This window comes from Mycobacterium sp. (assembly GCF_044223235.1).
GTDB lineage: Bacteria > Actinomycetota > Actinomycetes > Mycobacteriales > Mycobacteriaceae > Mycobacterium.
Window position 1 is genome coordinate 302045 of the sequence record NZ_JBGAME010000002.1, and the last position, 18711, is coordinate 320755.

An 18711-nucleotide genomic window follows, 5' to 3' on the forward strand; every position below is an offset into this window, starting at 1 on the left:
ACTTTTCGCAGGTCAGTTCTCGCATGTTGCCTGCAAAACGTGGGTTTCGTGGCAGGGATGTCGGTCCGCCCGCGCATGATGCAGCCATGGCACAGGTGATTCTCGGCGGTGAGGCGGTCAGGGCGGGTGTGGTGACCAGGCACGAACTGGCCCGCGGATACACCACCATCTACCGGGGTGTGTTCGTCCGCAAGGGTGCCACGTTGTCGCTGCGCGACCGCGCCATTGCGGCGTGGCTGGCATCGGGGAGAAAGGGCGTGGTCGCCGGGGTGGCCGCCGCCGCCCTGCACGGCGCGCCGTGGGTGGATTCGTCGACGCCGGTGGAGATCATCGGGCTCAAGCGCCGTCCGCAGGAGGGCGTCATCTGGCGGGTGGAGCGGCCCGCCGACGACGAGATCACCCGACGGTCAGGCCTGCCCGTCACGACGCGGGTCCGCACCGCCTACGACCTCGGCCGGCATCTCGAGCGGCCCGAATCCCTCGCGCGGCTGGATGCGTTGATGTGGAATCAGCGGTTCTCGATCGACGAAGTGTCGGCGCTCGCCGGGCGCTACCCAGGGGCCCGCGGGACGCGTCAGCTGCGCGACCTGCTGCCCCTTATCGACGGCGGTGCCGCCTCCCCTTGGGAGAGCCGTATCCGGCTGTGTCTGCACGACACCGGTTTCCCGCGCCCTGCGACGCAGATCCCGGTATGCGTCGGCACCCGTCCGGTGGCGTTCCTGGACCTGGGCTGGCCCGGGTACATGGTCGCGGTCGAGTACGACGGCGATCACCATCGCACGGACCGCCGTCAGTACGTCAAGGACATCGACCGGATGCGCATGCTCGAAGCGATGGGCTGGATCGTCATCAGGGTGATCGCCGAGGACCGCCCGCGGGATTGGCTGACACGGGTAGCGAGAGCGCTGACAGGCCGGGGCTGCGTCATCGAGATCGACGCAATGCAGAGGCTCACTCGCACTTTGGCTGCATAACGTGGATCTCGCGAGGCCAAGGCGAGTCAGACCCGCCGCGGGGCGGCCAGCCGTTCGCGTCGCAACGAGTCGACCTCGGGCACCTCCAACGGGGCGAGCGGCCCGACAACGCGCGACAACAGGTGGTCCGCGAGTTCGGGGTTGCGGGCCAGGCACGGGCCGTGGAGGTAGGTGGCGACGACGCTGCCCTGCACGGCGCCGTCGATACCGTCGCCCGCCCGGTTGCCCGCCCCCTTTGTCACGGCGGCGAGTGGTCGTGCGTCGGAACCGAGAACCGTTCCGCCACGGTGGTTTTCGAATCCCGTCAGCGGTTGGGTCAACCCGTCGATCAACGGCGTGGACGCCACCTCGCCGATGGTGCGCTCGGCCTGCGGCGAGGTCGTGACGTCCAGCAGGCCCACACCGTCGACGCGCTCTCCGGCGGAGGTCTCATACCAGTGGCCGAGCACCTGGATGGCCGCACAGATCGCCAGCACTGGCGCGCCGCGCGAAACCGCTTGCTGCAAGCCGGGATAGCGGATCAGGTGCTTGGTGGCCAGCCGCTGGGCGTAGTCCTCGGCGCCGCCGAGCGTGTAGAGGTCCAGCGATTCCGGGACGGGCTCCGACAGTGTGGTCTCGACGATCTCGGCGTCGAATCCACGCAGCCGCAACCGCTGTCGCAACACCACGGAGTTGCCGCCGTCGCCGTAGGTGCCCATCACGTCGGGAAGCACCAGGCCGATCCGCACCGTCGATTCACGCACCGTCTTCGCCCCGTCCACCCCGTCCCAGCACCCGGTTCAGCTGCAGGAACGCCGTGTAGTTGGCGACGACCTCGACGTGCCCGGGTGGGCAGGACGTGATGGCCGCGACGGTGTCGTGCACCAGCGTGTGCTCGACGCCCGCGTAGCCGAGCCGCACCGCCAGGTCGGTGCCGCGCTCGCCTGCGGCCACCACCGCTTTGTGGGTGAAGTGCTCGAAGTTCACGTCCCACAGCCAGGACAGGTCCTCGCCGTCGGGCACCTGCCCGTTGACCGCGATCACCACCGATCCGGAATCGGTGTCCACCATCGACAATGCCTCTTGCCAGCCCGCAGGGTTCTTGGCGAGCAGCATCCGCACGGTGTGGGCGCCGAGGCGCACCGTGCTGTACCGCCCGGCCACCTCGTCGACGAGGGCTACCGCCGCCACCGCCTTCGCCGGATCGGCGCCGAGCGCGACCGCCGCCGCAACGGCCTGGGTGGCGTTGCCGCGGTTGACCGTTCCGGGCAGGGCCAGCCGCATCGGCAGGACCAGCCCGTCGGGTCCGTAGATGTTCTCGTCGTCGAACCACCATTGGGGGGTGGGTCGCTTGAAGTCGATCCCCGTGGAGTACCAGGCCCCGCCAGGTTGCCCGTCGCGCACGATGATCTCGCCGGACCGCGGACAGCTCACCGAGTCGCCCGCCCAGCCTCCTCCCGCGGCCACCCACACGACGCGGGGGTGGTCGTAGGCCGCCGAAGCCATCAACACGTCGTCGCAGTTGGCGACGACGACCGCGCCGGTGTGGTGGGTCAGGCCGGCGCGCAGGGTGCGCTCGATGTGGTTGATCTCACCCACCCGGTCGAGCTGGTCGCGGGACAGGTTGAGCAGCACGATGACGGATGGCTCGACCGCGTCGGCAACGTGCGGGACGTGCATCTCGTCGACCTCGAGGGCGGCAAGACCCGCCTTGCGGGCCGCGGCAAGGGCGGCGATGAGGCCCGCGTCCATGTTGGCGCCCTCGGCGTTCGTCGCCACGGCACCCATCGTTCCCAGCGCCGCCGCGGTCATCCTGGTGGTGGTCGACTTGCCGTTCGTGCCGGTCACGACGACGGTGCGACGGTCCCTACCGAGCTGACGCAGGATGGAGCGGTCCAGCGTCATCGCGACGAGCCCGCCGATCATCGCGCCCGCGCCGCGGCCGCTGACCCGCGATGCCCACCGGGCAGCGGCGCCGGCAGCCAGCGCTGCGCGTCCACGGGGAGTCACCATTCCCGGCATTTTAGGTGTCCGACACGCGGCACCGCCGGGCGAGTGATGTCGGAGCGCCGTGCCATCCTGACCGGGTGAGCCAAACGACAGCCGGGACCTGGGGCCGGCCGGCGGCCGATCCGGGGACGGGCTGGGCGGTCGTCGACGTCGAGACCTCCGGCTTCCGGCCGGGGCAGTCGCGCATCGTCAGCCTGGCCGCCCTCGCGGTCGCCGACGACGGCAACGTCGAGCACACGCTGGCGACTCTGCTCGACGCGGGCGTCGACCCGGGACCGACACACGTTCACGGGCTGACGGCCGAGATGCTGGCCGGGCAGCCCACCTTCGGGGACATCGTCGGCGAGCTGGCGGAGGTGCTGCGCGGTCGCACGCTGGTCGCCCACAACGTCGGGTTCGACTACGCGTTCCTTGCCGCCGAAGCCGAACTCGTCGGCGCCGAACTGCCCGTCGACTCGGTGATGTGCACGGTCGAGCTGGCGCGCAGGCTCGATCTGGGCACCGAGAACCTCCGGTTGGACACGCTGGCGGCGCATTGGGGTGCCACCCAGCTGAAACCGCACGATGCGCTGGACGACGCGCTGGTGCTCGCACAGATCCTCAAGCCCGCGCTTGCCAGGGCCAGGGAGCGCAGGGCGTGGCTGCCGGTGCGGCCGGTGACGCGCAAGCGCTGGCCCAACGGCCGGGTCACCCACGAGGAGCTGCGCCCGTTGAAGGCGCTGGCGTCGCGGCTGCCCTGCCCGTACGTCAATCCCGGCCGGTTCGTCACCGGCCGGCCGCTCGTCCAGGGCATGCGGGTGGCGCTGTCCGCCGAGGTCGACCACACGCACGAGGAGCTCATCGAGCGCATCGTGTACGCCGGACTGACGTTCACCGACGCCGTCGACCCGGAGACGTCGCTGGTCATCTGCAACGAACGCGAACCCGACCAGGGTAAGGGGTATCAGGCGCTGGAGCTGGGCATCCCCCTGCTGGTCGACGTCGATTTCCTGTGCCGCGTCGAACGGGTCGTGGGGGGCACCGGCGTCGAGGAGTTCGCCGTGGCCAGCCCGGCCGGCGAACAGTTCGCCCTGTTCTGAGCAAACTTCTTCCAATCACTACATCCATAGTGGTACGGTGCGAACATGAATACCACTACAGACGTAGTACACCGTGATTTCTGGACCACCTACCGCAGGCACGGGTACTTCTTCCGCGAAGCCGCGATGCTCACCATCAGCCTCGGCGTGGCGATGCATCTCTACCGGGTGATCTTCGGCGACGCCATGACGCTGCATTACGTGGTCACACCGACCACTGACAAGTTTCTGCTCATCCCAATGACCTACGCGGCGATCACCGGGATCCTGGTGTGGCGCCACGTCGACTTCACCAGCCACCGCCATCGGGCGCTGTTCACCGGTTCGGTGATCTACATCGCGGGGAGTGTCCCCCTGCACGTCTACTGCTCGTACGTCATCAACGACGTGTCGCTGTTCACCTGGTTCCCGATGTGGTTCAGCTATCTGCTGTTGTGCCTGGTGTATCCGGTGTTCCTGACGATGTTCTGGCGGCTGCGGTATAAGAGCTGATGCCCGCCAATCCCGAGCGCCGCACCCAGATCCTGGACGCCGCGATCGACATCCTCGCCGACACGGGCGTCGGGGGAGTCACCCACCGACAGGTCGACCAGCGCGCCGGATTGCCGCCCGGCACCACCTCGAACTATTTCCGCACCCGGCTGGCCCTTCTGGAGGGCGCAGCCGGGCACGTCGCGGATCTGCACTGGCGTCGAGTCGCCCAGTTGCAGAAGGTGATCGGCGCGGTGCAGACCCAACAGGGGGTCAAGGCGTTGATGGCGCGCATGCTGGCCGACCCCGATGAGCAAGCCCGGCGCGGGCACATCGCCCGCTTCGAGCTGTTCCTGGAGGGCACCCGCAGGCCCGAGCTGCGTCCGGCGCTCGACCAGATCCAGTCCGCCGCAGTCAAATCCGCCGGCCTCATCCTGCGCGCCGGCGGCTTCGATCCCAGCGCGGATCAGATGGAGGAACTCAGCAGGCTGCTCAACGGCGTGGCGTTCTCCAACATCACGATCCCGGCGGACTGGCCCGCCGGTTCGGACCCGGCGGACTTCATCGACCGGCTGCTCCGGGCGGTGCTCGACGCACCCTGATCATTCGTGCCAGTCGTTGAGAACGCTGCCCTGGATTGAGACCCGGTGCGCGAGACCGGGATCACCAACTCGTCCACGCCGCCCCCTTGACGCGTCAAACCCCCGAGATCCGCGATCGTAACGCTCGTGGCAATCGCGGGATCCCGGATTGGGAGCCGGAGACTCAGGCGAGCGCCTTGGCCTTCAGCGACTCGAACTCGGCCGGGGAGATGGTCCCGGATTCCAGCAGCGCCTTGGCGTCGGCGATCTCCTGCGCCGGGGAACGGCCCGCGGCCTGGCGGATGTAGTCGTCGGTGTCCTTCTTGGCCGCCGCGGCCGCCGCCTGACCGCGCTCCGCCATTCCCTTGCCGCGGGCGATGAGGTAAACCAGCGCGGTCAGATACGGCAGCAGGATCAGGAAGATCACCCAGATCGCCTTGACGAATCCGTTTGTCTTGTGATCGCGCCAGAACAGATCCACCAGGATGTTGAACAGGATCATCAGGTAGGCGATGAACGCGAAGATCACCACCGTCGACCACAGGAAGCCCCAGAACGAATCCCACATGTGGGAACTCACCCCTCAATCATTAGATGCGCTATCTGCGCGGGGCAAGTTAATCATGATCGACAGCGGCTCCCGCAGGGCAGAAAGTCCCACGAGCCGAATCGTGACCGACGTCGCACCCGTTCCGGTGGTCAGCTCCTGGCGGCGCGGTTGACCGCCGACACCACCGCGCGCAGCGACGCGGTCGTGATCGAGGTGGCAATCCCGACGCCCCACACCGTGCGTCCGCCGATCGACGCCTCCACGTAGGCCGCTGCCTGCGCCTCTTCGCCCGCGGACATGGCGTGCTCGGAGTAGTCCAGGATGTCCACGTCGAACCCGACGGCGCCGAGCGCGTCGACGAACGCCGCCAGCGGGCCGTTGCCGGCCCCGACGATCTCCGTCTCGACCCCGTTGATCTTCACGGTCGCGGTGATGGTGTCGGTTCCGCCGTCCTCCTCTGCGGCGTCGACCTTCTGGCGCATCCGTTCCAGCGGGGTGATGGGCGCCAGGTATTCGTCGGCGAAGACGTCCCACATCTCCTTGGGCGACACCTCGCCGCCCTCACCGTCGGTGATCTTCTGGATGGCCTGGCTGAACTCGATCTGCAGCCGCCGCGGCAGCACCAGCCCGTGGTCGGCCTTCATGATGTAGGCCACCCCACCCTTGCCGGACTGCGAATTCACCCGGATGACGGCCTCGTAGGTGCGTCCGACGTCGCGCGGGTCGATGGGCAGATACGGCACCTGCCACAGGATGTCATCGACGTCGGCGGCGGCCTCATCGGCGGCAATCTTCATCGCGTCCAGACCCTTGTTGATGGCGTCCTGGTGGCTCCCGGAGAACGCCGTATAGACCAGGTCGCCGCCGTAGGGGTGCCGCTCGGGAACAGGCAGCTGGTTGCAGTACTCGACGGTCCGGCGGATCTCGTCGATGTTGGAGAAGTCGACCTGCGGGTCGACCCCGCGGCTGAACAGGTTCATCCCCAGCGTGACCAGGCAGACGTTGCCGGTGCGCTCACCGTTGCCGAACAGGCAGCCCTCGATGCGGTCGGCGCCGGCCTGATAGCCCAATTCCGCTGCGGCGACGGCGGTTCCGCGGTCGTTGTGCGGGTGCAGCGAAAGGATGATGCTGTCGCGGCGGGCCAGGTTGCGGCTCATCCACTCGATCGAGTCGGCGTACACGTTGGGGGTGGCCATCTCGACGGTGGCGGGCAGGTTGACGATCAGCGGCCACTCGGGCGTCGGCTGGATCACGTCGGCCACCGCGTCGCATACCTCGACGGCGTACTGCAGTTCGGTGCCGGTGTAGGACTCCGGTGAGTACTCGAACCGCCACAGCGTGCCCGGATGCTTCTCGGCCTCCTCGACGCACATCCGCGCGCCGTCGGTGGCGATCTTCTTGACGGCCTCGCGGTCGGCGCGGAACACCACGCGGCGCTGCAGGATCGACGTCGAGTTGTAGAAGTGCACGATGGCACGCGGGGCGCCGTGGCACGCCTCGAAGGTGCGCTCGATCAGCTCGGGCCTGCACTGGGTCAGTACCTGGATCGTCACGTCGTCGGGGATGGCGCCGTCAGCGATGATGTCGCGGACGAAGTCGAAGTCGGTCTGGCTCGCCGACGGGAAGCCGACCTCGATCTCCTTGTAGCCCATGCGGACCAGCAGGTCGAACATGCGCCGCTTGCGGGCCGGACTCATCGGGTCGATCAGGGCCTGATTGCCGTCGCGCAGGTCGACGGCACACCACATCGGAGCGCGCTCGATCACCTTGTCGGGCCAGGTGCGGTCAAACCCGACCGGGCTGCCGCCGGGTACCTCGTCGGCGAAGCCGCGGTAGCGGTTGACCGGCATCGAGGTGCCGCGCTGCGTGTTCCAGGCGGGTTGGCCGGGATTGGGGGCGCCTGCCGGTTTGGTGATGGTGCGTACGGACGCGAACGAATCGGGGGAGGGCTGTTCAGAACGGGGGGTGAAGGTAGTCACGGTGTTTGCTCCGGTTTGTGGTGGGGGAACCCCAAGGGTCGAGACCGGCGCATCGCGAACACCCGCGACGGGAGGCCAGTCTGGATCAGACCCCGCCGCGGCGTCCGAGAAGGAGCACCCGCTGCACCGAGAACATGATGGGCTCACTGTACTCCGACGCGGCCGTGCGCCAAAACGTCGCCCGTCGAGTGATCCGACCTGGTCGAGTGATCACACCTGGGAGTCGGGGAAGGCGATCACCGACAGGAACCTGATGGGCACCTCGATCAGATCGATCGGCCCGTGCGCGCCCTCGCCGTCCAGTTGCAGCGAATCGCCGGGATGCAGCCGATACACCGAACGGCTGTGGCTGTAGTCCATGACGCCCTCGAGCATGTAGATGAACTCGGTGCCCGGATGCTGGAACAGCGGATAGGTCTGGCTCTTCTCCGACAGCGTCACGTGCAGGCACTCCAGCCGCCTGTGTTCGCCGCGCAGCGAGCCGAGTAGCTGGTACTCGTGGCCCTCGCGGGTGCCGTTGCGCACGATGCGCGGACCGGTGCCCGCCTTGACGAAGGCCGCGGGCCGTTCCACGTCGGCGCCGCGGAACAGACTGGTCACCGGGACGTCGAAGCCCTTGGCCAGCAGCGCGAGTGTGGACAGGCTGCACGAGGTCTGCGCGTTCTCGATCTTGCTCATCATCGCCTTGGAAATGCCGATGCGGGAGGCCATTTCGGCGACGGTCAGGCCCTGCTGCTGACGCAGGTGCCGGACGTTGCGGCCGATCGCCGCCTCGAATTCCAGCTCATCGGCCGACTCCTGCGGGTCGCGCTCACGCGCGGTTCCCGACCGATTGCGAAGCAGGGGATCGGTCACAGGCTTGCTCGACTCGAATTGTTCACTGGCAGGAATCATTGCACGTCACTCCCGCTACTGTAAGGATCCGATACCGCGACGCGCCAGGGGGCTCAATAGGCGTCCGCGTGGTCGACGTGGAAGTGGTAGAGGTTCCTGGCCGACCCGTAGCGGGTGTAGGCGGCGGGGTCGTCGTCGTCGAAGCCCGCCGTCTTCAGCAGCCGGGCGAGTTCTTCGAGGTGCTCGGGCCGCATCGGCTTGGCGACGCAGTCGGCCCCGAGCGATGCCACCGTGCCGCGCACGTAGATGCGGGCCTCGTAGATCGAATCGCCGAGCGCATCTCCGGCGTCGCCGCGCACCACCAGCCGCCCGGCCTGGGCCATGAACGCGCTCATGTGGCCGATGTTGCCGCCGACCACGATGTCGATGCCCTTCATCGAAATGCCGCACCGGGCAGCGGCATTGCCGTCGATGACGAGCAGACCGCCGTGTGCGGTGGCGCCCGCGGACTGCGACGCGTCGCCCCTGACCCACACGGAGCCGCTCATCATGTTCTCCGCGACGCCGGTGCCGGCGTTGCCGTTGATGGTGATCTCGGCCTGCTGGTTCATCCCGGCCGCGTAGTAGCCGACGTGGCCGTTGACGGTCAGCGTCACCGGCGCGTCGACGCCCACGGCCACGTTGTGGGCGCCTGCCGGGTGGTCGATGACGATGTCACCGGTCAGTCCGGGCTCGTGCAGGAAGGCGTTGACCTGCCGCAGCGGCGTGGTGGCGAGGTCGAACCGGGTCACCCCTCCCATACCCGAGCCCATGCCCGTGCCTCCTCGACGGCCGGCTGCGAGTCGACCCGCATCAGAACGCCGTCAGGTACTGATCGATCTCCCACGGGGAGACGGCGCTGTGGTAGGCGAGGAACTCCTCGCGTTTGAGACCGGCGAAGTACTCGGCGACACCCTCGCCGGCCGCGTCGAGGACACCGGTGATCACGGCATCGCCGACGAACTCGTCGACCGCGTGCAGCAGTGTCGGCGGCAGAACAGGGCGCCCGGCGGTGGCCGCGCCGACCGGTCCCGCGTCGGCGTTGCGCTTGATGCCGTCGATGCCGGCGCCCAGCGCCGCGGCGATCGCCAGGTACGGGTTAGCCGAACCGTCACCGCCGCGCAGTTCGATGCGCTGCTCGTCGGGTACGCGGACGTAGTGGGTGCGGTCGTTTCCACCGTAGGTCGCGGTGCGCGGAGCCCACGACGCACCCGACGCCGTCGCGGTCGCGCCGGTGCGCTTGTAGGAGTTGACCGTAGGGGCCAGCACCGCCTGCAGTGCGCACGCGTGCTCGAGGATGCCGCCGATGAACGAGTACGCGGTGGCCGACAGCCCCAGTCCGCGGTCGTCGGGCTCCTCGGCGGGGAAGACGGGATTGCCCCCGCTGGTCAGCGACAGGTGCAGGTGCAGCCCGCTGCCGGTGCGGTCGGCGAACGGTTTGGGCATGAACGTCGCGATCATGTTGCGTTCGGCGGCGATCATCGACAGCAGGTAGCGCAGCGTCACGACGCGATCCGCGGTGGTCAGCGCCTCGGCGAACTGGAAGTTCTGCTCGAATTGGCCATTGCCGTCCTCGTGGTCGTTGGCGTAGTTGGACCAGCCGAGGGTGTTCATCGCCGTGGACATCGCGGTCAGGTGCTCGTACATGCGGGTGACCCCGCGCGCGTCGTAGCAGGGCTGCGCGGAGGTGTCGGCGGTGTCGGCGGTGCTCAGCGAACCGTCGATGGCCCTGGTGAGCAGGAAGTACTCGACCTCCGCGCCCACCCATGGTTCGAAACCGGCGTCGGCGGCGCGCTGGATCAGCGCCTTGAGGATGACGCGCGGTGCGTACGGCCATGGCTCACCCTCGACGTGCGGGTCGCAATGAACGATCGCCAGGCCCTCCTTGAGGAACGGGATCGGGGTGAACGTGACCGGATCGGGGATGGCCATCATGTCGGGGTCGCTGGGTTGCTGGCCCATGGCGCCGACCGCGTAGCCGGCGAACCCGACGCCCTCGGTGGCCAGCATGTCGACGGCCTCCACGGGCACCAGTTTCGCGCACGGCTTGCCGCGCAGATCGACGAACAGCGCGAGGATGAACTTCGTTCCCGATCGTGCGGCCAGGTCGGCGAGGTCGGTTGACATGCGCTCGTCTCTCGGTGTCGGTCGGGACGGCATCCGCCGTCCACCCATAGTGACCGATGTTTCGGTTACGTAGACCGGCTCTGGGCGTTTCCACTGCGTTAACGCTGGATGGCGCCGTATCTAGCCGGCCGGGAGGCTCGGCCAGTTGAGGACGACTTCCTCCAGAGGGAGGCGCGTGCGGGGCTGCCGGTCGCGCTCGGCGGTGGCTCCGGCGATGTCCCTCTCGCCCTCGCCCACCTCGGCGCCGTCCCTGCCGTCCTCGCCAGCCTTCGCATGGTCGGCGAGTGTGCCGACCGCGACGACCGCCAGCGGTCGCAGCCCGTCGGCCAGCCCGAACTTCTCCCGTGCGCCCTCGGTGTCGAACCCCGCCATCGGATGGGCCACCAGGCCGCGGGACACCGCTTCGATGGACAGATTGGCCATCGCCGCCCCGGCGTCGACACCCGAATACAGCGCGGTGGTCTCGTCGGGACCTTCGTCGGCGACCACCAGGATCAGCGCCGCCGCGGCGCGGGCGTAGCTGTTGCCCCTCCTCAGCAGGCCGCCGAGCGTGGTGAAGGCGTCGTCGCCGCGCAGGCCCACGACGAATCGCACGGGCTGGCGCCTGCCCCAGGTGGCCGCCCACCGCGCGGCCTCAAGGAGGCCGACGAGGTCATCGGCATCCAGTTCGGTGGCGGGGTCGAAGGCGCGGGGACTCCACCGCGCGGCGATGTGGTCCTGAATCGGCACGCGGGTGTCGGCCAGTCGGTCGACAGGGGCTTGCGGCACGGCCGCAACTTTACGGCTTTGTCTTTACGGCTATGTCTGTGCGGTTATGTCGGCCGCGCGGCCGGGGCGGGAAAACCACGTGCGTCTCTCCCTTATCCTTAGTCGAGACCAACTCAGCGCATTCGCGAAAGGCCAGGTAGTGGCGCTCGTCGTACAGAAGTACGGCGGATCCTCGGTGTCCGACGCCGAGCGGATTCGCCGCGTCGCCGAGCGCATCGTCGAGACCAAGAAGGCGGGCAACGACGTCGTCGTGGTCGTCTCGGCGATGGGCGACACCACCGACGACCTGCTGGACCTGGCCAAACAGGTGTCACCCGCGCCGCCCGCTCGAGAGCTGGACATGCTGCTCACCGCGGGCGAGCGCATCTCCAACGCGCTGGTCGCGATGGCGATCGAATCCCTCGGCGCGCAGGCCCGGTCGTTCACCGGCTCGCAGGCGGGCGTCATCACCACCGGCACCCACGGCAACGCCAAGATCATCGACGTCACGCCCGGCCGGCTGCGTTCTGCGCTCGATGAGGGCCAGATCGTGCTGGTCGCCGGGTTCCAGGGGGTCAGCCAGGACACCAAGGACGTGACCACGCTGGGCCGCGGCGGATCGGACACCACCGCCGTCGCCGTCGCGGCCGCGCTGAAGGCCGACGTCTGCGAGATCTACACCGACGTGGACGGCGTGTTCACCGCCGATCCGCGGATCGTGCCCAACGCCCGGCGGCTGGACACCGTCAGCTTCGAGGAGATGCTCGAGATGGCGGCGTGCGGCGCCAAGGTGCTGATGTTGCGCTGTGTGGAGTACGCCCGCCGGTACAACCTGCCGATTCACGTCCGGTCGTCGTACTCCGACAAGCCGGGCACCATCGTCAAAGGATCGATCGAGGACATCCCCATGGAAGACGCCATCCTGACCGGAGTAGCCCACGACCGCAGCGAGGCCAAGGTCACCGTCGTCGGCCTGCCCGACGTTCCCGGTTACGCCGCCAAGGTGTTCCGCGTCGTGGCCGACGCCGATGTCAACATCGACATGGTGCTGCAGAACATCTCGAAGGTCGAGGACGGCAAGACCGACATCACCTTCACGTGCGCGCGGGACAACGGCCCGACCGCGGTGGAGAAACTGACCGCCCAGCAGGACGAGATCGGCTTCACCCGGGTGCTCTACGACGACCACATCGGCAAGGTGTCGCTGATCGGTGCGGGTATGCGGTCGCATCCGGGCGTGACGGCGACCTTCTGCGAGGCGCTCGCCGAGGTCGGGGTGAACATCGACCTGATCTCCACCTCCGAGATCAGGATCTCCGTGCTGATCAAGGACACGGAAACGGACAAGGCGGTCGCGGCGCTGCACGAGGCGTTCGGCCTCGGCGGCGATGAAGAGGCCGTCGTCTACGCGGGAACGGGGCGCTAAGAGCATGGTGAACATCGGCGTAGTTGGTGCGACCGGCCAGGTCGGCCAGGTGATGCGCACACTGCTGGAGGCGCGCGACTTCCCGGCGCGCGAGGTGCGGTTCTTCGCATCCGCGCGCTCGGCCGGCAAGAAGCTCAGCTTCCGCGGTCAGGAGATCGAGGTCGAGGACGCCGCGACGGCCGATCCAAGCGGCCTGGACATCGCGCTGTTCTCCGCAGGTGCCACCATGTCACGGGTGCAGGCGCCGCGGTTCGCCGCCGCCGGCGTCACCGTCATCGACAACTCGTCGGCGTGGCGCAAGGACCCGGATGTCCCGCTGGTGGTGTCGGAGGTCAACTTCGAACGCGATGTGGTGAGGGCGGGCGCGCTGCCCAAGGGCATCATCGCCAACCCGAACTGCACCACCATGGCCGCGATGCCGGTGCTCAAGCCGCTGCACGACGAGGCCGGGCTGGTCCGGATGATCGCTTCGAGCTATCAGGCGGTGTCCGGCAGCGGTCTGGCAGGTGTCGAGGAGTTGGCCACGCAGGCCCGCGCGGTGATCGACGGGGTTGAGCAACTGGTGCACGACGGATCCGCGCTGGATTACCCGGCGCCTGCGAAATACGTTGCGCCCATTGCCTTCAACGTCGTTCCGCTGGCCGGCGCGCTGGTGGATGACGGGTCCGGCGAGACCGACGAAGATCAGAAGCTGCGCAACGAGAGCCGCAAGATCCTGGGCATTCCCGACCTTCTGGTGAGCGGGACTTGTGTGCGGGTGCCGGTGTTCACCGGACACTCGCTGTCGATCAACGCCGAATTCGAGCGTCCGCTTTCGGTGGCGCGGGCCAAGGAGATCCTGGCATCGGCACCCGGTGTGACGCTGGTCGACGTGCCGACACCGCTGGCCGCGGCGGGTGCCGACGATTCCCTGGTCGGCCGCATCCGCCAGGACCCGGGTGTGCCGGACGGACGCGGGCTCGCGCTGTTCGTTTCCGGTGACAACCTGCGAAAGGGCGCGGCGCTGAACACCATTCAGATCGCAGAGCTGATCGCTGCCCAGCGTTGACCTTCTGGTGCGCCGAAAGTCACGTTCTGCAGGACTTTTGCGAGTAGGCACCTGCATTTCGTTGATCTCGACGATGCTCGTGGCGCCGGCGGCGCATGCCACGCCTGACCGGACGCCGCTCGCGCCAGGCCAGGTAGTGCGTATCGGTCCGACGGCCGGAACAGGAACGCCGACAAGGGATTACGGTATCGGCGCAACGGACCTCTGTGAATTCATGGAGTTCTCGACCGGAATCCTGCAGATCTGCGGCGACAGTTTCGCGGGCCAGGGCGTCGGATTCGGCGGCTGGTATTCGCCGATCGCGCTGCACGTCGAGACGGACTCGATCGGCGACCCCGGCGGTGTGCGCTATGCCGGGGTCACGGGCATCGACAAGCCCCTGCTCGCCGACCCGACCCCCGCCGGCGCGTCGCAGCTCCCCGCCGGCGTCGTCCAGATCAACCGCGACAACTACATGCTGGTGACCATCACCAAGGACCTGCAGCCGCAGAGCTCGCGGCTGGTGAAAGCCGATCCGGCACAAGGAAACTGGCCGACAGTACCGGGCTCACAGCGTGATGCGGACTATGCCGACGGCAGGCAGTCGCAGGTCAGCGGCTACTACGACCCGATCCCGACGCCGGGTTCACCGCGGGGCTGGGTGTACATCGTCGCCAACGACTTCGACCGCAGCGGCCCGGTCGTGCTCTATCGAGTGACGCCGGACGACTTTACCGACCGGTCCGCCTGGCAACCCTGGTCGACGGCACCGGGGTCTGACGGCGGATGGGGTGGCCCGCCAACGCCGTTGTGGGACGACCGGATCGGCGAGATGAGCGTCCGGCAGATCGACGGCAAGACCGTGCTGTCGTACTTCAATGCCAGCACCGGCAACATGGAGATGCGGGTGGCCAACGATCCGACGGGGTTGGGAACCGCGCCGGTCACCACCGTCGTCTTCGCCAGTGCCTGGCCCGATCCGGCCGAACACCTGCCGCCGCCGGATGTCAACCGGCTGGCGCAGCCCTACGGCGGGTACATCTCACCCGGGTCGGAGTTGGACGACGTGCGGGTGTTCGTCAGCCAGTGGAACACCGGCCCACGTGCCCAGGCGCCGTATCGGGTGATCCAGTTCGCGGTCAACCCGTTCAAGCCCTGATCATAAGCCACACGGGCATCAGCCATCCGACGGTGTCCCAACCTGGAAACCGTTGAAAGACAAGCGCTCTGCACGTGATGTGTGTTAAGTTGAGGTAGTTCGACCCGCCGCTCGGGGGATGAAATCAACGGGTCGAACTGGAATTGATAACACGGCGCGCGGCGGTTTTATTCTCGGCTCCTACCCAGGGGCGTCTCAGCTGCTGCCCAGATATCGGTCGGCGACCGGCGCGATGCGGATGAGCAGCGGAAACGCGCCATAGCGCAGGCACCACTGCGTCCGGCCCGCAGGCACCGCCGCGGCCTCGGCGCGGAATGCGGCCAGCACCTGGGGACCGAACCGGTGGCGCGGATGGCGCCGCACCACCTCGTCCACCCACTCCCGGCGCAGTTCGTGCATGCGCACACCGGCGACGTCGACGAACGCGCCCGCCGAGACGAAGCCGGCGGGGTCGGCGAGGTCGTCGGCGGCGCCCGCGGTCAGATGCCCCGCGATGGCCGCCCCGATCGCCGAGGCGCGGGCGGGTTCGGCGCCGCGGTCCAGCGCGAAGCGTTCCGCGCGCTCGCCGCCGACCACTGCGAAGCACCGCCCGGGAGTCGGGTGCTCCAACTGGATGTCGTGCAGCAGGCAGGTCACGTAGGCGAGTTCCTCGTCCACCGCCACCCCGTCCAGAGCCGCTAGCGCCGACCCGAAAAGGTAGGTGCGGTAAGAATGCTCCAGGAGATACGGCGGAAGTTCTTCGCCCGCTTGCTGTTCTGCATCGCGCGCGAGCCTGGAGTCGGGGATGCGTAGCGTGTCGAGGTCGATGCCGCCGCCCCCGCGCAGGCCGAGCGCGATCCGCAGCCGTCCCGCGGTGTGCGACGCCGCGGTGCGGATCAGCGGGATCATCAACTGCCGCTTCTGCTGTGCGCTGAGAACCCCTCCCGTCGCCCTGGCCCAGTCCCAGTCGATACCCGCCGGAGCGCCCATCGGACCATCCCCATCGAATTCGTTCCGGCCGTGAATATTCCTGTGGCACCGGCAATTCGGTGCCCATCACGGCCGAGTGTAGGGGACGGGCAGCCGCCTTCACAGCTGATTCATAGCGTCAACATAGCTGGCACTGTGATTGGGCTGGGCATCATGCCAGGCATGACCGAAACGCATGCGTCATCAGAACCGGCGACCGGACCGGTGGCCACCGCGACACCCCCACCGCCGCGCCATGTGCCGCCGGCCCCCGCCTACGGCCAGGCTTCCCCGGAGCGCAGGCCCAGCAAGCTCTACAGGGCGGCGGCGTGGGTGGTGATTGTGGCAGGTGTGGTGTTCATCGTCGCCGTCGTCTTCTTCACCGGATTCATCCTCGGCAGGCAGACCGGCGGCGGACATCACCGGTTCGCCGACTACCGCGACCGCGTGCCGATGATGCCGATGGAACGCCAAGGACCGCCGTTCGTCCTGCCCGGTGGGCCCAACGTGACGGTGCCGCAACCCCCGCAGCCGCCCGGCGCCCCGGCTCGCCCGCAGCCGTAACACCCGGCCCGAATTCGCCCTCCGGTTCACGTGTGGCGCCTGCCGCGTCGGGGAACCCGCCCGGATGAGGCTCGATCGCGGCCCCAGCCCCTTCGGCCGCCGAACCACGAGGAGATGAATCAAGGATGACCGACAAGTATGCGACGACGGATGGCGGCGCCCCCGTACCGAGCGTCGAGCATTCGCTGACGGTCGGGCCGGACGGCCCGATCCTGCTGCACGATCACTACCTGATCGAACAGATGGCCAACTTCAACCGGGAGCGGATCCCGGAGCGCCAGCCCCACGCCAAGGGCGGCGGTGCCTTCGGCCGGTTCGAGGTGACGCAGGACGTCAGCGCGTACACGAAGGCGGCGCTGTTCCAGCCCGGGGTGACGACCGAGATGGTCGCCCGGTTCTCGACGGTCGCGGGCGAGCGGGGCAGCCCAGACACCTGGCGTGACCCGCGCGGGTTCGCGCTCAAGTTCTACACCACCGAAGGCAACTTCGACATGGTCGGCAACAACACGCCGGTGTTCTTCGTGCGGGACCCGATGAAGTTCCAGAACTTCATCCGCAGCCAGAAGCGGATGCAGGCCACCAATCTGCGCGACCACCACATGCAGTGGGATTTCTGGACGCTCTCACCCGAGAGCGCCCACCAGGTCACGTGGCTGATGGGCGACCGCGGCATCCCCAAGGACTGGCGGCACATGAACGGCTACTCCAGCCACACCTACAGCTGGCTCAACGCCGCCGGGGAGCTGTTCTGGGTGAAGTACCACTTCAAGACCGATCAGGGCGTCGACTTCCTCACCCAGGAGGAGGGCGACGAGATGGCGGGCATCGACGGCGACGCCCACCAGCGCGACCTCTACGAGTCGATCGAGGCGGGCAATCGTCCGAGCTGGACGCTGCACGTGCAGATCATGCCGTTCGAGGACGCCAAGACCTACCGGTTCAACCCGTTCGACCTGACCAAGGTGTGGCCGCACGGCGATTACCCGCTGCACGAGGTGGGCCGCATGACGCTGGACCGCAATGTCACCGACTACCACGCCCAGATCGAGCAGGCCGCATTCGAGCCGAACAACATCGTGCCGGGCACCGGGTTGAGCCCGGACAAGATGTTGCTGGCGCGGGGGTTCTCCTATGCCGACGCGCATCGCGCCCGGCTCGGCGTCAACTACAAGCAGATCCCGGTCAACGAGCCTGCGGTGGAGGTGCACAGCTACTCCAAGGACGGTGCGATGCGCATCCGCAACGCCACCGACCCGGTGTACGCCCCGAATTCGATGGGCGGGCCGATGGCCGACGCGTCCCGCGCCGCCGAAGTGCACTGGATGTCCGACGGCGACATGGTGCGGCAGGCCTACACGCTGCGGGCCGACGACGACGACTGGGGTCAGGCAGGCACCATGGTCCGCGAGGTCCTCGACGACGATGCGCGCGATCGCCTGGCGCACAACATCGTCGGCCACGTGTCCAAGGGTGTGCGGGAGCCTGTGCTGTCGCGGGTGTTCGACTACTGGCGCAATGTCGACCCCGACCTCGGCAAGGCCGTCGAGGAGGGCGTGCGGGGCGGGGACGGGTAGTCCAGCGGGTAGTTCGGGGCATCCGCCCAGATCTGCGCCAGGGTCGTGTACTCCCGAGCGCTCACACGACCCTGGCACGGATCTCGTGGATCGGCCGCGGGTACGGTGGCCCGGGCCTTGCCTGGTTGGGTCCGGCTGGCATGATCGAGAACGGTTGTATACACCGGCTGTATACAACCTTGGAAAGCTTGGAAAGGGAAGTGGCACTGCTATGAGCATCGACGTTGTCTACACCGCAGAATCCACGGCGACCGGTGGAGGTCGCGACGGCCACATCAAGTCCGCGGACGGCAAGATCGACCTGGACGCCCGCCCGCCCAAGGAGATGGGCGGCAGCGGTGAGGGCGTCAACCCCGAGCTGCTGTTCTCGGCGGGCTACTCGGCCTGCTTCCTGGGCGCGCTGCGGCTGATCGCCAAGAACGAGAAGGTGGATCTCGACGACGCCACCGCCATCACCGCCCAGGTCGGCTTCGGTAAGGATTCCGCCGGTGGCTTCGGGATCACGGCCAACCTGATCGGCTATCTGCCCGGGCTGGAGCAGGGCGTTGCCGACGACCTGATGGAGAAGGCGCATCAGTTCTGCCCGTACTCCAAGGCCACCCGCGGCAACATCGACGTTTCGCTGTCGGCGAAGGTCTAGCCC

19 protein-coding genes are annotated in these 18711 nt (G+C 68.0%); 10 read left to right on the forward strand and 9 right to left on the reverse strand.

Annotation, left to right across the window (positions count from 1 at the left end; translation table 11 throughout):
* Positions 1–86: 86 nt before the first annotated feature.
* Entirely contained in the window at positions 87–974 is an 888-nt protein-coding gene (locus ADBZ6K_RS04490) for a type IV toxin-antitoxin system AbiEi family antitoxin (protein ID WP_526344646.1), read from the forward strand.
* 26 nt (positions 975–1000) lie between these two features.
* Here ADBZ6K_RS04490 and ADBZ6K_RS04495 read toward each other — a convergent pair whose 3' ends face one another.
* On the reverse strand, positions 1001–1717 hold the full coding sequence (locus ADBZ6K_RS04495; RefSeq protein ID WP_526344647.1) for a type 1 glutamine amidotransferase: 717 nt from the start codon (positions 1715–1717) through the stop codon (positions 1001–1003).
* On the reverse strand, positions 1710–2966 hold the full coding sequence (locus ADBZ6K_RS04500) for a MurT ligase domain-containing protein (protein WP_526344648.1): 1257 nt from the start codon (positions 2964–2966) through the stop codon (positions 1710–1712). Before ADBZ6K_RS04500 ends, ADBZ6K_RS04495 begins: the two co-directional genes overlap by 8 nt.
* Before the next feature lie 74 nt (positions 2967–3040).
* On the opposite strand from ADBZ6K_RS04500, the gene ADBZ6K_RS04505 reads away from it, so the two are divergent.
* Genes ADBZ6K_RS04505 through ADBZ6K_RS04515 form a run of 3 tightly spaced genes read left to right on the forward strand, consistent with a single transcriptional unit; the run spans position 3041 to position 5115 of the window.
* Positions 3041–4042, forward strand: coding sequence for a DEDDh family exonuclease (locus tag ADBZ6K_RS04505; RefSeq protein WP_526344649.1), 1002 nt, complete (start codon positions 3041–3043; stop codon positions 4040–4042).
* Positions 4043–4087: 45 nt separating this feature from the next.
* Positions 4088–4534: a hypothetical protein gene (locus ADBZ6K_RS04510; protein WP_526344650.1), complete on the forward strand. Its 447-nt coding sequence runs from the start codon at positions 4088–4090 to the stop codon at positions 4532–4534.
* Positions 4534–5115: a TetR/AcrR family transcriptional regulator gene (locus ADBZ6K_RS04515; protein ID WP_526344651.1), complete on the forward strand. Its 582-nt coding sequence runs from the start codon at positions 4534–4536 to the stop codon at positions 5113–5115. Before ADBZ6K_RS04510 ends, ADBZ6K_RS04515 begins: the two co-directional genes overlap by 1 nt.
* A 163-nt stretch (positions 5116–5278) precedes the next feature.
* Here the strand turns inward: ADBZ6K_RS04515 and ADBZ6K_RS04520 are convergent, their stop codons facing one another.
* From ADBZ6K_RS04520 to ADBZ6K_RS04545, 6 genes are all read right to left on the reverse strand, one after another.
* Positions 5279–5662 carry a PLDc N-terminal domain-containing protein gene (locus ADBZ6K_RS04520; RefSeq protein WP_526344882.1) on the reverse strand — a complete coding sequence of 128 codons (384 nt, stop codon included), beginning with the start codon at positions 5660–5662 and terminating at the stop codon, positions 5279–5281.
* A gap of 131 nt (positions 5663–5793) precedes the next feature.
* Complete coding sequence (leuA, locus tag ADBZ6K_RS04525) at positions 5794–7623, reverse strand: 2-isopropylmalate synthase (protein ID WP_526344652.1); 1830 nt, start codon at positions 7621–7623, stop codon at positions 5794–5796.
* A 210-nt stretch (positions 7624–7833) separates the two neighbouring features.
* The gene (relB, locus tag ADBZ6K_RS04530) at positions 7834–8478 is read right to left on the reverse strand and encodes a type II toxin-antitoxin system RelB family anti-toxin (RefSeq protein ID WP_526344653.1); all 645 of its coding nucleotides are present in this window, start codon (positions 8476–8478) and stop codon (positions 7834–7836) included.
* A 92-nt stretch (positions 8479–8570) separates the two neighbouring features.
* Positions 8571–9269: a protein glxC gene (locus tag ADBZ6K_RS04535; RefSeq protein WP_526344654.1), complete on the reverse strand. Its 699-nt coding sequence runs from the start codon at positions 9267–9269 to the stop codon at positions 8571–8573.
* 40 nt (positions 9270–9309) lie between these two features.
* A complete protein-coding gene (glnT, locus tag ADBZ6K_RS04540) occupies positions 9310–10623 on the reverse strand; it encodes a type III glutamate--ammonia ligase (RefSeq protein ID WP_526344655.1) in 1314 nt (437 codons plus the stop codon).
* A gap of 120 nt (positions 10624–10743) precedes the next feature.
* Positions 10744–11391, reverse strand: a complete 648-nt coding sequence (locus ADBZ6K_RS04545; protein ID WP_526344656.1) for a nitroreductase family protein — start codon at positions 11389–11391, stop codon at positions 10744–10746.
* A 139-nt stretch (positions 11392–11530) separates the two neighbouring features.
* Between ADBZ6K_RS04545 and ADBZ6K_RS04550 the strand changes: the two genes are divergently transcribed.
* The 3 genes from ADBZ6K_RS04550 (at position 11531) to ADBZ6K_RS04560 (ending at position 14982) form a co-directional block, all read left to right on the forward strand.
* Positions 11531–12796, forward strand: coding sequence for an aspartate kinase (locus ADBZ6K_RS04550; RefSeq protein ID WP_526344657.1), 1266 nt, complete (start codon positions 11531–11533; stop codon positions 12794–12796).
* Between the two features lie 4 nt (positions 12797–12800).
* Positions 12801–13844, forward strand: a complete 1044-nt coding sequence (locus tag ADBZ6K_RS04555) for an aspartate-semialdehyde dehydrogenase (RefSeq protein WP_526344658.1) — start codon at positions 12801–12803, stop codon at positions 13842–13844.
* 73 nt (positions 13845–13917) lie between these two features.
* Positions 13918–14982, forward strand: a complete 1065-nt coding sequence (locus ADBZ6K_RS04560; protein ID WP_526344659.1) for a DUF4185 domain-containing protein — start codon at positions 13918–13920, stop codon at positions 14980–14982.
* 195 nt (positions 14983–15177) lie between these two features.
* Here the strand turns inward: ADBZ6K_RS04560 and ADBZ6K_RS04565 are convergent, their stop codons facing one another.
* Positions 15178–15951, reverse strand: coding sequence for an HD domain-containing protein (locus ADBZ6K_RS04565; protein ID WP_526344660.1), 774 nt, complete (start codon positions 15949–15951; stop codon positions 15178–15180).
* A gap of 162 nt (positions 15952–16113) precedes the next feature.
* Here ADBZ6K_RS04565 and ADBZ6K_RS04570 point away from each other — a divergent pair, with 162 nt between their 5' ends.
* The 3 genes from ADBZ6K_RS04570 to ADBZ6K_RS04580 all read left to right on the forward strand — a co-directional run bounded on the left by ADBZ6K_RS04570 (position 16114) and on the right by ADBZ6K_RS04580 (position 18708).
* Positions 16114–16494, forward strand: coding sequence for a hypothetical protein (locus ADBZ6K_RS04570; RefSeq protein ID WP_526344661.1), 381 nt, complete (start codon positions 16114–16116; stop codon positions 16492–16494).
* A 125-nt stretch (positions 16495–16619) separates the two neighbouring features.
* Positions 16620–18068: a catalase gene (locus ADBZ6K_RS04575; protein ID WP_526344662.1), complete on the forward strand. Its 1449-nt coding sequence runs from the start codon at positions 16620–16622 to the stop codon at positions 18066–18068.
* A gap of 211 nt (positions 18069–18279) precedes the next feature.
* Positions 18280–18708 (forward strand): organic hydroperoxide resistance protein, encoded by a 429-nt coding sequence (locus tag ADBZ6K_RS04580; RefSeq protein WP_526344663.1) that lies wholly within the window; start codon positions 18280–18282, stop codon positions 18706–18708.
* The last annotated feature ends 3 nt before the right edge of the window (positions 18709–18711 follow it).

Coding starts and splice junctions, on each gene's coding strand:
- ADBZ6K_RS04515 (WP_526344651.1), top strand. CDS start 4,534: ATGCCCGCCAATCCCGAGCGCCGCACCCAGATCCTGGACGCCGCGATC.
- ADBZ6K_RS04490 (WP_526344646.1), top strand. CDS start 87: ATGGCACAGGTGATTCTCGGCGGTGAGGCGGTCAGGGCGGGTGTGGTG.
- ADBZ6K_RS04580 (WP_526344663.1), top strand. CDS start 18,280: ATGAGCATCGACGTTGTCTACACCGCAGAATCCACGGCGACCGGTGGA.
- ADBZ6K_RS04560 (WP_526344659.1), top strand. CDS start 13,918: ATGCTCGTGGCGCCGGCGGCGCATGCCACGCCTGACCGGACGCCGCTC.
- ADBZ6K_RS04570 (WP_526344661.1), top strand. CDS start 16,114: ATGACCGAAACGCATGCGTCATCAGAACCGGCGACCGGACCGGTGGCC.
- ADBZ6K_RS04510 (WP_526344650.1), top strand. CDS start 4,088: ATGAATACCACTACAGACGTAGTACACCGTGATTTCTGGACCACCTAC.
- ADBZ6K_RS04565 (WP_526344660.1), bottom strand. CDS start 15,951: ATGGGCGCTCCGGCGGGTATCGACTGGGACTGGGCCAGGGCGACGGGA.
- ADBZ6K_RS04520 (WP_526344882.1), bottom strand. CDS start 5,662: ATGTGGGATTCGTTCTGGGGCTTCCTGTGGTCGACGGTGGTGATCTTC.
- ADBZ6K_RS04555 (WP_526344658.1), top strand. CDS start 12,801: ATGGTGAACATCGGCGTAGTTGGTGCGACCGGCCAGGTCGGCCAGGTG.
- ADBZ6K_RS04500 (WP_526344648.1), bottom strand. CDS start 2,966: ATGGTGACTCCCCGTGGACGCGCAGCGCTGGCTGCCGGCGCCGCTGCC.
- ADBZ6K_RS04575 (WP_526344662.1), top strand. CDS start 16,620: ATGACCGACAAGTATGCGACGACGGATGGCGGCGCCCCCGTACCGAGC.
- glnT (WP_526344655.1), bottom strand. CDS start 10,623: ATGTCAACCGACCTCGCCGACCTGGCCGCACGATCGGGAACGAAGTTC.
- ADBZ6K_RS04535 (WP_526344654.1), bottom strand. CDS start 9,269: ATGGGCTCGGGTATGGGAGGGGTGACCCGGTTCGACCTCGCCACCACG.